Origin of the sequence: Caballeronia sp. dw_276, from assembly GCF_018449635.1 — a bacterium.
In the GTDB taxonomy this organism is placed as follows: domain Bacteria; phylum Pseudomonadota; class Gammaproteobacteria; order Burkholderiales; family Burkholderiaceae; genus Caballeronia.
In genome coordinates, this window is record NZ_JAAVUV010000001.1 from 148,698 (window position 1) to 159,467 (window position 10,770).

Consider the following 10,770-nt stretch of genomic DNA (forward strand, 5'->3'; position numbering starts at 1 on the left):
TCGAACTGTCCAAAAGAAAACGGCTTGCCCGGCAACGAGCAAGCCGTTTATCTATAACCGTTAGCTGGCCAAACACTCCCGCCACAGGCTATTAAACCATCGCCGATACTTAGTGAGCCGTATGCGTAACGTGCTTGGCTTTCGGAAACTTGTGGTGATGATGCGGCTTTGCGTAAGAGACAGCCGGAGCCGCAACTGCAGCAACAATAAGAACGGCGAGGAATTTCTTCAGAAGATTGTTCATGAGGCGAACCTGATGGCGAGGGTTTGACGAAGGTTTTCAAGGCGCATTGCAAAACGCCAACACAGTGTAGCGCAGCGTTTCTTCAACCAGAAATGGTCTGTAATGCCCGCCGCAAAAGTGTTGTATTGCTGCCGACGATAAACTTACGAATCGCCTTCATCGTGCCGACCGCTGCCCCAGGGTACGGGAATTCGCGTGGGCAAGGAACGCTGCACAGCGTTCCCTTCGACCACAGCCTTATGAGCCCGAACCTCTTGCCGTGACCGGTGCCGCCGGTCCACTCGGCGTTGCGGTGCCAAGGCCGGGCGTGTCGCTTTTGCCCATGGACGTCGAGCTCTTGTGCTTCATCGTCTTGTGGTGCGTCATTCCGGTCGTACCCGACCCAGCCGGCTGGTTTGTCGTCTGGGCGTTGTCACCTGCTTGTAAGCCGGTGGCGGAGCTGGGCGGATTGTTCTGGGCGAATGCCGTGCTGGATACGCAGAGTACGGCGCCGATCGCGCATGCCATTGAGAAGTGCTTCATGCCTGGATTCCTTTCTGTAAGGCGGGAGACGTCCATGGATCGTTTGATACCGAACAAGCGGACGCTCACTTGCTTGCTCAATGCCTATTCAGCATGTGACGTGCCACCACCATCGCGCAGCTTGATTCACTTGCCAGTTTCCGACGCTGATTGTCGCTAATACGCCCGTTCACGCCCCATGATCCAATTGAGTTCAAGCGCTGACGCCGCCGTCCCACGTGCATGCCGTTTTTGTTCTATCGGAGGAAATTGACGTGCGGTGCAATGACTACCTGGTGATTCCCACGCATTCCACTCACAAGGCAAGCCATGAACGTCAGCGTCTTCGATCTGTTCAAGATCGGCATCGGTCCGTCGAGTTCGCACACGGTCGGCCCGATGATCGCGGCGTGCAGGTTTGCATCGCATATCGAAGATGCGAATCTCCTGGCGTTCGTGCGCCGCGTGCGCGTGGATTTGTTCGGTTCTTTGGGCGCGACCGGCAAGGGCCATGGCACCGATAAAGCCGTGCTTCTCGGACTCGAAGGTTATCTCCCCGACTCGATCGATCCGGATGCGATCGAACCGCGTCTGCGGGCGATCCGCGAGTGCAAGACGCTGATGCTGCTCGGCAAGCACGAAGTGAAGTTCGACGAACGCGAACATCTCGGGTTTTTCCGCAAGCTGATGCCGGGCGCGCCGGGATCGAGCGTCGTGCATCCAAACGGCATGCGCTTCCAGGCCTTCGATGAAAACGGTCAGCTCGTCGTCGAGAAAGAGTACTACTCGGTTGGTGGCGGCTTCGTGATCAATCGCGAGGGAACGCGCGTGAACGGCGTGCAGTCGGGCGGCGAGGTGCCGCATCCGTTTCGCACCGGCGACGACCTGATGCGCGTGTGCCGCGAAACGGGTTTATCGATTGCGCAAGTGACGATGTTCAACGAATGCGCGTCGCGCCCGGAAAGCGAAGTACGCGAAGGCTTGCTTGCGATCTGGCGCGTGATGGCGGCGTGCGTCGAGCGCGGCTGCAAGGTTCGCGGCGAGCTGCCGGGACCGATGCACGTCAAACGCCGGGCGGCTGATCTCTCGGCGCAATTGCGCAACCGCTCTGAAGAATCGCTGCGCGATCCGCTCTCCATGCTCGACTGGGTCAACCTGTACGCCATGGCCGTGAACGAGGAGAACGCGGCCGGCGGGCGCGTGGTGACAGCGCCTACGAACGGCGCGGCCGGCGTGATCCCTGCAGTGCTGCACTACTACGTGAAGTTCATGCACAACGCGACCGATGAAGGCATTGTCACGTTCTTGCTGACGGCCGCGGCGATCGGGATCATCTACAAGGAAACGGCATCCATATCCGGTGCCGAAGTCGGTTGTCAGGGCGAAGTGGGCGTGGCGTGTTCCATGGCGGCCGCCGCGCTTGCAGCGGTCATGGGCGGCACGCCGACGCAAGTCGAGAACGCCGCGGAAATCGGCATGGAACACAACCTCGGCATGACCTGCGATCCGGTTGGCGGCCTGGTGCAGATTCCGTGTATTGAACGCAATGCAATGGGCGCGATCAAGGCCCTCAACGCTGCGCGTATGGCGATGAAAGGCGACGGCACGCACTACGTGTCTCTTGACAACGTGATCAAGACCATGCGCGAGACCGGCGCTGACATGAAGACGAAATACAAAGAGACGTCGCGCGGCGGATTGGCCGTGAACGTCATCGAGTGTTGAAATCAAAAGGTTGCGAGTGAGTTTGCAACATCAACAAGTTCAAGGAAACACCATGAGCCGCTATTCGATATTCAGCCTGCTGCGCAACGGCATGTCGTATCACGAGAACTGGGAACGCCAGTGGAAAAGCCCTGAGCCGAAACAGGAATACGACGTGGTGATCGTAGGCGGCGGCGGGCATGGTCTCGCCACGGCTTATTACCTCGCGAAAGAGCATGGCGTGCGCAACATCGCGGTGCTGGAGAAAGGGTGGATTGGCGGCGGGAACACGGCGCGCAATACGACCATCGTGCGATCGAATTATCTGTGGGACGAATCTGCCGCACTCTACGAGAAAGCGATGCAGCTTTGGGAAGGCCTCTCGCAAGACCTGAACTACAACGTGATGTTCAGCCAGCGTGGCGTGATGAACCTCGCGCATACGTTGCAGGATGTTCGGGATACTGAACGTCGCGTGAACGCGAACCGCCTGAATGGCGTCGATGCCGAATTTCTCACGCCCGAACAGATCAAGCAGATCGAACCGACCATCAACCTGAATAGCCGATACCCCGTGCTCGGCGCATCCATCCAGCGCCGCGGCGGGGTTGCACGTCACGATGCGGTTGCGTGGGGCTATGCGCGCGGCGCGGATCAGGCCGGCGTGGATATCGTGCAGAACTGCCAGGTCACGGGCATCCGTCGTAACGGCAGTCAGGTGGTCGGCGTCGATACAACCAAGGGTTTCATCAAGGCCAAAAAGGTCGCTGTCGTCGCGGCAGGCAACACTTCGACGCTTGCCGACATGGCTGGCATTCGCTTGCCGCTCGAAAGCCATCCGCTGCAGGCGCTGGTCTCCGAACCGATCAAACCCGTGGTGAACACGGTCGTGATGTCGAACGCGGTGCACGCCTACATCAGCCAGTCCGACAAAGGCGATCTGGTGATCGGTGCGGGTGTGGATCAGTACACGGGCTTCGGTCAGCGTGGCAGCTTTCACATCATTGAAGGGACGCTTGAGGCGATCGTCGAAATGTTCCCCGTGTTCTCGCGCGTGCGGATGAACCGTCAGTGGGGCGGGATTGTGGATGTATCGCCGGACGCGTGCCCGATCATCAGCAAGACCGACGTCAAGGGCCTGTATTTCAATTGCGGATGGGGTACGGGTGGCTTCAAGGCGACCCCGGGTTCCGGTTGGGCATATGCCCACACGATTGCGAATGACGAGCCGCATCCGTTGAACGCACCGTTTTCCATCGACCGTTTTTATACCGGTCATCTCATCGACGAGCACGGCGCCGCCGCTGTCGCCCACTAATCTGCCCTGAGAGAAAAGACATGTTGCTGATCGAATGCCCTTGGTGCGGACCGCGTGCCGAAACCGAATTCTCGTGCGGCGGCGAAGCGGACATTGCGCGACCGCTCGACACCGAAAAGCTCACCGACAAAGAATGGGGCGACTACCTGTTCATGCGCAAGAATCCGCGCGGTGTGCATCGTGAGCAATGGATGCATGCGCAAGGATGCCGCCGCTGGTTCATGGCGCAGCGCGATACCGTGAGCTACGCGTTCCAGGGTTATGACACATTCGCGCGGCCGCTCGCCGTGATGGAATCGAAAGAAGAAGGACAAGCGAAATGAGCCAGAAAGACCGACTCGCCACGGGCGGGCGCATCAACCGCGCAATCTCGCTCACGTTCACGTTCAATGGCAAGACGTATCAGGGTCATCAAGGCGATACGCTCGCCTCTGCGCTGCTTGCCAACGGCGTGCATTTCGTGGCGCGCAGCTGGAAGTATCATCGGCCGCGCGGCATTGTGACCGCGGACGTCGCCGAGCCGAATGCAGTTGTCCAGCTCGAAACCGGCGCGTACACCGTGCCGAATGCACGCGCCACTGAGATTGAGCTGTATCAGGGACTGGTCGCGACGAGCGTGAACGCAAAGCCGAGCATCGAAAACGATCGCATGGCTGTGAACCAGAAGATCGCGCGTTTCATCCCGGCGGGTTTTTACTACAAGACCTTCATGTGGCCGCGCAAGTTCTGGCCGAAGTACGAAGAAGTGATCCGCGATGCAGCCGGTCTCGGCAAGGCGCCGGAACAGGTCGATGCGGATCGCTACGACAAGTGCTTCGCGCATTGCGACGTGCTGGTGGTCGGCGCTGGCCCGTCCGGTCTTGCCGCGGCACACGCGGCGGCTTTGTCTGGGGCACGTGTGTTTCTGGTCGACGACCAGCCTGAACTTGGTGGCTCGTTGCTGTCCTGCCGTGCGGAAATCGATGGCGCGCCGGGCTTGAAATGGGTGCAGAAGATCGAGGCCGAACTGCGCAAGATGCCAGACGTGAAGATCCTGTGCCGGAGCACGGCGTTTGGTTATCAGGACCACAACCTCGTCACCGTCACGCAACGTCTGACTGAACATCTGCCGGTATCGATGAGGAAGGGCACGCGTGAACTGCTTTGGAAAATTCGCGCCAAGCGCGTGATTCTCGCGACTGGCGCGCAGGAACGTCCTATCGTGTTCGGCAACAACGATCTGCCGGGCGTGATGCTGTCATCGGCGGTATCTTCGTATTTGCATCGATACGCCGTGCTGCCAGGACGCAACGCGGTTGTGTTCACGAACAACGATAGTGGCTATCAATGCGCGCTCGATCTCAAGGCGGCAGGCGCACAAGTCACGGTCGTCGACCCGCGTCTCGCCGATGAAAAAGGCGCGTTGCAGGCTCAGGCAAAACGCTATGGCGTGAAGGTGCTGAATGGCTCGGTCGTCACGGCTGCGCAAGGCAAGCTGCGGGTGGCATCGGTTGAGATCAGCGCTTATTCCAACGGCACTGTGGGCGTAAAGCAGGCGGATCTGCCCTGTGATTTGCTCGCGATGTCCGGCGGCTGGAGCCCCATCCTGCACTTATTCGCGCAGTCTGGCGGCAAGGCGCACTGGCACGACGAAAAACTGTGCTTCGTACCGGGCAAGGCCATGCAAGCCGAGAGCAGCGTGGGTGGTTGCGCGGGTGAATTCACGCTTGCCCGTTCGATTCGGTTTGCCGTTGACGCCGGCGTTGATGCAGCGCGCGCCATCGGCTTGATCGTCGCCCGTCCCACGCCCGTACAAGTTGCCGAGATCAGCGAAGCACCGTTGACGCCGCTGTGGCTCGTCGGTGGCCGTGAGTTGGCGACACGGGGTCCTAAACAATTTATCGACTATCAAAACGATGTTTCCGCCGCCGATATCTTCCTGGCGGCGCGCGAAGGTTTCGAGTCCGTGGAGCACGTAAAGCGCTACACGGCAATGGGCTTCGGCACTGATCAAGGCAAGCTCGGCAATATCAACGGCATGGCGATCCTCGCGCAGGCGTTGAACAAGACCATTCCTGAAACGGGTACGACGACATTCCGCCCGAACTATACGCCGGTGACATTCGGTACGTTTGCCGGACGCGAGCTTGGCGAGTTTCTCGATCCGGTTCGCAAGACTGCAGTGCACGAGTGGCACGTCGAAAATGGCGCCGCGTTCGAAGACGTCGGCAACTGGAAGCGGCCGTGGTACTACCCGCGTCCAGGTGAAGACATGCACGCAGCGGTCGCGCGTGAGTCGCTTGCCACGCGTACGAGCGTGGGCATTCTGGATGCATCGACGCTTGGCAAGATCGACATTCAAGGTCCCGATGCAGCCAAACTGCTCAACTGGGTGTACACGAATCCGTGGAGCAAGCTGGAAGTGGGCAAGTGCCGTTACGGATTGATGCTCGATGAAAACGGCATGATCTTCGACGATGGCGTGACCGTTCGCCTTGCGGACCAGCATTACATGATGACCACTACAACCGGCGGCGCGGCACGCGTTCTGACGTGGCTCGAACGCTGGCTGCAAACCGAGTGGCCCGACATGCGCGTGCGTCTGGCGTCGGTGACGGATCACTGGGCGACGTTCGCCGTGGTCGGTCCGAACAGCCGCAAAGTCTTGCAGAAGGTCTGCCACGATATCGACTTCGCGAACGCTGCGTTTCCGTTCATGAGTTATCGGGAAGGGACGGTCGCGGGTGCGGCGTCGCGTGTCATGCGCATCAGCTTCTCCGGCGAACTCGCATACGAAATCAACGTGCCTGCAAACGTCGGACGTGCAGTGTGGGAAGCCTTGATGGCAGCCGGCGCCGAGTTCGATATCACGCCTTACGGCACGGAAACCATGCACGTGTTGCGTGCGGAGAAGGGCTACATCATCGTGGGTCAGGATACCGACGGTTCCATGACACCGTACGACCTCGGCATGGGCGGTCTCGTCGCAAAGTCGAAGGACTTTCTCGGCAAACGTTCGCTGACGCGCTCGGATACGGCTAAAGCAGGACGCAAGCAGCTGGTCGGATTGCTCGCCGAAGACGGGTCGTTCGTGATTCCGGAAGGCTCGCAGATCGTCGCGGGTCCGTTCAGCGGCGAAACCGCGCCAATGCTCGGTCACGTCACATCCAGCTATTTCAGCCCTATTCTAAAGCGCTCGATTGCGATGGCGGTCATCAAGGGCGGTCTCGACAAGATCGGTGAATCGGTGATGATCCCGCTTGCTGGCGGCAAACAGATGCCGGCGAAAATCACCAGCTCGGTGTTCTACGACAGCGAAGGAGCACGTCAACATGTGGAATGAAAACGGTAGTAACCAGACGGTCGTGGATCGCGCAATCGGGCAGGGCGTGTGGCAGGAGTCCCCGCTCGTGGGCGTCGATAACTTGCTCAAGAAACATCAGGCGGCCACATCGAAGGCGTTTCGTCTGGTCGAGCGGCCTTTCCTTGAACTCGTGAATTTGCGCGGCGATCTGCGTGATGCAGCGTTTGTCGCCGCCGTTGAAAACGTACTGGGCTGCAAACCGCCCGAGAAGGCGAACACCACGGCGACGGGCAACGGCTACGATCTGTTGTGGCTTGGTCCCGACGAATGGCTCGTGCGATCGGTTGCGTCGCACTCGGCCACGCAAGCGGCGCCCATGGAAGCAAAACTGCGCGACGCGTTCAAGGGCTTGTATGCGGCCGCCGTAGATATAGGCAGCGGTTACACCGTTCTCGAGATCAGCGGTGCACGTACCCGCGATGTCCTCGCCCGCGGTTGTCCGCTCGATTTGCATCCGCGTTTGTTCGGCATGGGCCAATGCGCGCAAAGTCATTATTTCAAAGCATCGGTGACGATCATTCCGACAGGAGAAGACAGCTTCGATCTCGTGATCCGCCGCAGCTTCGCGGACTATTTCGTGAAGATCATGCTCGACGCGGCAGAGCCGCTGATGTCGTGAAACCATATGAACCGATTGAGCCTGCGGGCCGTGGCTGGCGCATCGTGGTCGATGAGCTGGTCGTACCTACGCGCGTCGGGTTATACGATCGTGAGTATCTTGCGCCGCAGCCTGTAGCTATCGATGCAAGCCTTCATTATCGTGGCGTCCCGGTTGAAGGGGATACGGACGGCCTGATCGATTACGAAGGATGGTGCGCACGCGTCTCGGCGTATCTGGAAAGCAAAGCGCATACGCGCTTGCTTGAAACACTCGCGGTCGAAGTGGCGACGTTGTCCTTTACCGAGTGGCCGGCACTCGATGCATTGACGCTGCTTTTGTACAAGCCGAAGATCCGCGAAGGCACACGCCGTGTGGGCGTTGAACTTGACTGGCATCGGGCCGACTTCGACGCGTGGCGCGTATCTTCCGGGCGGCACACGGCGGCACTTCGCTAAAACGGCAATGACTTCCACGCGCGTTGAAACCGCCGGGCTATCGCAACTCGCCTGCGAGCATAACGACGCGCATGCGGCGCTTGCGCTGCTCGATCGCAGTATTGCGCTGGGGCACAGGCGCATTGCATTGATCCGATATCTACATGCGCAATATCTCGATGCACCGCTTTCTACGCGGCATCATGAATACGTGCAGAGGATCGCGCAGCGTTTCAGCGCGGAGACCATCGCGCGAATTGCGATGGCGGCTCGCGCCCGGCTTGAGCAATAAGTCATTGACTACCCGTAACGTGCATGGATCGCTTCAGCACGATCAGCGAAGCAAATAGAACCGAACCGCAGGACACCACCACCGACAACGCCGCCCCGACCACACCAAACACAAGGCAAAGACAAGAGAGCAAGGCAAGCGATGCACCAACTTCCAATGTCGACAAGATGACGAAGGTACGTTTGCTGATCGAAAATACGGTTATCGATGTCAGCCTGCATGCAAACATCAGCGCTGCACCGGTGAAGATCAGCAAAAGGAACAGGCATTGCCTTGCAGGTGCGCCAAGACTTGCTGTGGGGAACAGTTTGATCTTGAAGGCGGAAAACGTAGCTAAGGCGAGCAATGCGACGGCCGCGATTGCAAGACCGAGCATCGACATTCGAGAAACATGTCTGCGGAAATCGGTGAACCATCCAAGCATTCGCGCATGCAGTACCAGCGCCAACGCCTGCCCAAAATTGAACGCGAGGTTGTGCACGCTTTTCGCCCCACGATAAAGCGCCGCACCCGCAGGTCCGAGAAGCATCGCAGCGATGATAATGTCAATGTGCTTTGCTCCCGAGAAGATTGCGTTCGAATACCAACTGCTGATCAGCTCTTTACCGCCCAAGCTCGCCAGTTGCCGCAGTGCGGCCGGACCTGCCGATGCGGTTGCTTCATGCTTGCGCGAAAGCAAGTAAGCGCAGAGCAGCATCGTTCCATATGAACCTTCAACGAGCAAAAGCAGGTCGGGCAAATAGAGCGACCACGACGGATGTGTTGCGATGAGCCAGACCACGGCGCACCGAAACAGAGCCGACACGGTAGAGACAGCGCATATGGCGCCATTTCCGCCGTTGAGCCGCAAGTATCCCAGAGCAAAATGCGAAGTCGCGTAACCAACGGGCGCAATGATCAGCATCGGCAAGATCTGCGGTAATGCGATTGCTCCCGAGCCGGACATTGCCCACGCTGCAATGCTAAAGAACAAAGCAGAGCCTGCTGCGCTAACCGTGTCGAGAAATAGCAAGCTAGGAAAACGCTCGCGAATTTTCGTGACGCTATACAGTCGTGCAGAACCGAAATTGAATATATCGATTGAAACGAAGAACAACGCCAAGAGAGCGTAGGAGCGCCCTAGCCACGCTGCATCGAGATATCTCAGTGCGTACACCACGGCGACAAAATTGCTAGCGGCCGGCAAGGCCGACCCGAGCATGACATAGACCCAATCCTTACGCATTGCAATGTGCCTTGATCAGCTCGTCGCAATAGCTGCGGTAGTGAATTTGCAATGCCGAATACGCGAACGGCCGCGCCGTTTCCCGCGCCGCTTTTGCGCGCGCTGCCAGCAATGACCGGTCGAGAGCCAGCGCCTCAATGTTCGATACCAGCGCGGCAACGTCGCCGGGCTCGACCATGCAGGCCTCACTCAACACTTCGGGAATCCCCCCCACACGCGATGCAATGACGGGCGTGCCTGCAGCCATCGCCTCAAGGAGCGCGCGAGGCATGCCTTCCTGATAGGACGGCAGTACGAACAGGTCGTGTTTTGCGACATGGTCCACCACGCGGTCGGCATCGATCAAGCCGAGGAACGCAATGTGATCGTCGAGTCCAAGCTGCGCAGCTTGCGCTTCGAATTCGCTGCGAAGCGCGCCATCGCCTATCAACGTGAGTTCCGCCGCGACTCCTCGTCGACGCAACTCCGCCATCGCTTCCAGCAGGACACTGTGGCCCTTGCTGTGGTTATGCATCATCGCAGTGTTGACCAATTTCAGCCGGCCATCGGGGGCAGGGGGATGAGGCGACGGAATATCAAACAATGCATCTTGCAGATAAACATCGCTGAAACCAAACATCATGTCCGAGCGTTTCGCGGGATAGTTGCGCTGTAAATAATCACTCGTGACATAACGCACGCTAACCGCGTGACGCGCGGCTAAGCGCGTGGTCCAGCAATGCACGATCCGTGCAATGCGTCGTAATGGATGTTTCGACGCAGACGTGCTGAAGTAGTCCGCTGGATCGGCGACGACTTCTACTGAAAAGCGCTTGCCGCCGATAAGACAAATCAACAAGGCAAGCGACGCAATATTCCCGGGAAATCTGATCAATACAATGGACGCTGCAACCAGCTGTCGATAAAGCCTCGTCAGCAGCCGCGGCAAGCTTGTGATCAGGCCACGCACTCCTCGATTCGCACCAAGGTCCACGAATGAAACATGTTCGCCCACTACGCTTTCGCCGACTGCCTCAGTTGTGGGAAATGCACGCGCGACAATGACAACGTCATCGAAACTCTCAGCGAAGCGTGCGCCAAAACGCGCATAACTCATGTGGGGGCTCAC

At 58.8% G+C, this 10,770-nt stretch carries 12 protein-coding genes; 8 read left to right on the plus strand and 4 right to left on the minus strand.

The annotated features are described in order from the left end of the window. Positions 1 to 109 precede the first annotated feature (109 nt). Together HB633_RS30725 and HB633_RS00685 are read right to left on the minus strand one after the other, a co-directional pair. Positions 110 to 244 carry a hypothetical protein gene (locus HB633_RS30725; protein WP_255580681.1) on the minus strand — a complete coding sequence of 45 codons (135 nt, stop codon included), beginning with the start codon at positions 242 to 244 and terminating at the stop codon, positions 110 to 112. A 237-nt stretch (positions 245 to 481) separates the two neighbouring features. Next, positions 482 to 766 carry a hypothetical protein gene (locus tag HB633_RS00685; protein WP_213776162.1) on the minus strand — a complete coding sequence of 95 codons (285 nt, stop codon included), beginning with the start codon at positions 764 to 766 and terminating at the stop codon, positions 482 to 484. A gap of 309 nt (positions 767 to 1,075) precedes the next feature. On the opposite strand from HB633_RS00685, the gene HB633_RS00690 reads away from it, so the two are divergent. Genes HB633_RS00690 through HB633_RS00715 form a run of 7 tightly spaced genes read left to right on the plus strand, consistent with a single transcriptional unit; the run spans position 1,076 to position 8,437 of the window. After that, on the plus strand, positions 1,076 to 2,470 hold the full coding sequence (locus HB633_RS00690; protein WP_213776163.1) for an L-serine ammonia-lyase: 1,395 nt from the start codon (positions 1,076 to 1,078) through the stop codon (positions 2,468 to 2,470). 52 nt (positions 2,471 to 2,522) lie between these two features. Then, positions 2,523 to 3,767 carry a sarcosine oxidase subunit beta family protein gene (locus tag HB633_RS00695; protein ID WP_213776164.1) on the plus strand — a complete coding sequence of 415 codons (1,245 nt, stop codon included), beginning with the start codon at positions 2,523 to 2,525 and terminating at the stop codon, positions 3,765 to 3,767. Positions 3,768 to 3,787: 20 nt separating this feature from the next. Continuing rightward, the gene (locus HB633_RS00700; RefSeq protein ID WP_213776165.1) at positions 3,788 to 4,090 is read left to right on the plus strand and encodes a sarcosine oxidase subunit delta; all 303 of its coding nucleotides are present in this window, start codon (positions 3,788 to 3,790) and stop codon (positions 4,088 to 4,090) included. Further along, entirely contained in the window at positions 4,087 to 7,089 is a 3,003-nt protein-coding gene (locus HB633_RS00705) for a sarcosine oxidase subunit alpha family protein (protein WP_213776166.1), read from the plus strand. The genes HB633_RS00700 and HB633_RS00705 overlap by 4 nt, the downstream gene beginning before the upstream one ends. Then, positions 7,079 to 7,729 carry a sarcosine oxidase subunit gamma gene (locus tag HB633_RS30730; protein ID WP_255580682.1) on the plus strand — a complete coding sequence of 217 codons (651 nt, stop codon included), beginning with the start codon at positions 7,079 to 7,081 and terminating at the stop codon, positions 7,727 to 7,729. Before HB633_RS00705 ends, HB633_RS30730 begins: the two co-directional genes overlap by 11 nt. Further along, complete coding sequence (locus HB633_RS00710) at positions 7,726 to 8,166, plus strand: dihydroneopterin aldolase (RefSeq protein WP_346730240.1); 441 nt, start codon at positions 7,726 to 7,728, stop codon at positions 8,164 to 8,166. Before HB633_RS30730 ends, HB633_RS00710 begins: the two co-directional genes overlap by 4 nt. Before the next feature lie 7 nt (positions 8,167 to 8,173). Next, positions 8,174 to 8,437 carry a hypothetical protein gene (locus HB633_RS00715; RefSeq protein WP_213776168.1) on the plus strand — a complete coding sequence of 88 codons (264 nt, stop codon included), beginning with the start codon at positions 8,174 to 8,176 and terminating at the stop codon, positions 8,435 to 8,437. Position 8,438: 1 nt separating this feature from the next. On the opposite strand, the gene HB633_RS00720 is transcribed toward HB633_RS00715, so the two are convergent. Next, positions 8,439 to 9,050: a hypothetical protein gene (locus HB633_RS00720; RefSeq protein ID WP_213776169.1), complete on the minus strand. Its 612-nt coding sequence runs from the start codon at positions 9,048 to 9,050 to the stop codon at positions 8,439 to 8,441. Positions 9,051 to 9,330: 280 nt separating this feature from the next. Here HB633_RS00720 and HB633_RS00725 point away from each other — a divergent pair, with 280 nt between their 5' ends. Continuing rightward, entirely contained in the window at positions 9,331 to 9,549 is a 219-nt protein-coding gene (locus HB633_RS00725) for a hypothetical protein (protein ID WP_213776170.1), read from the plus strand. Between the two features lie 105 nt (positions 9,550 to 9,654). Here HB633_RS00725 and HB633_RS00730 read toward each other — a convergent pair whose 3' ends face one another. Then, on the minus strand, positions 9,655 to 10,758 hold the full coding sequence (locus tag HB633_RS00730) for a glycosyltransferase family 4 protein (RefSeq protein ID WP_255580683.1): 1,104 nt from the start codon (positions 10,756 to 10,758) through the stop codon (positions 9,655 to 9,657). Positions 10,759 to 10,770 lie beyond the last annotated feature (12 nt).

Bases quoted from the DNA above. Each gene is read 5' to 3' on its own strand.
- HB633_RS30725 (WP_255580681.1), bottom strand. From the start codon at position 244: ATGAACAATCTTCTGAAGAAATTCCTCGCCGTTCTTATTGTTGCTGCA.
- HB633_RS00685 (WP_213776162.1), bottom strand. From the start codon at position 766: ATGAAGCACTTCTCAATGGCATGCGCGATCGGCGCCGTACTCTGCGTA.
- HB633_RS00690 (WP_213776163.1), top strand. From the start codon at position 1,076: ATGAACGTCAGCGTCTTCGATCTGTTCAAGATCGGCATCGGTCCGTCG.
- HB633_RS00695 (WP_213776164.1), top strand. From the start codon at position 2,523: ATGAGCCGCTATTCGATATTCAGCCTGCTGCGCAACGGCATGTCGTAT.
- HB633_RS00700 (WP_213776165.1), top strand. From the start codon at position 3,788: ATGTTGCTGATCGAATGCCCTTGGTGCGGACCGCGTGCCGAAACCGAA.
- HB633_RS00705 (WP_213776166.1), top strand. From the start codon at position 4,087: ATGAGCCAGAAAGACCGACTCGCCACGGGCGGGCGCATCAACCGCGCA.
- HB633_RS30730 (WP_255580682.1), top strand. From the start codon at position 7,079: ATGTGGAATGAAAACGGTAGTAACCAGACGGTCGTGGATCGCGCAATC.
- HB633_RS00715 (WP_213776168.1), top strand. From the start codon at position 8,174: ATGACTTCCACGCGCGTTGAAACCGCCGGGCTATCGCAACTCGCCTGC.
- HB633_RS00725 (WP_213776170.1), top strand. From the start codon at position 9,331: ATGATCAGCATCGGCAAGATCTGCGGTAATGCGATTGCTCCCGAGCCG.
- HB633_RS00730 (WP_255580683.1), bottom strand. From the start codon at position 10,758: ATGAGTTATGCGCGTTTTGGCGCACGCTTCGCTGAGAGTTTCGATGAC.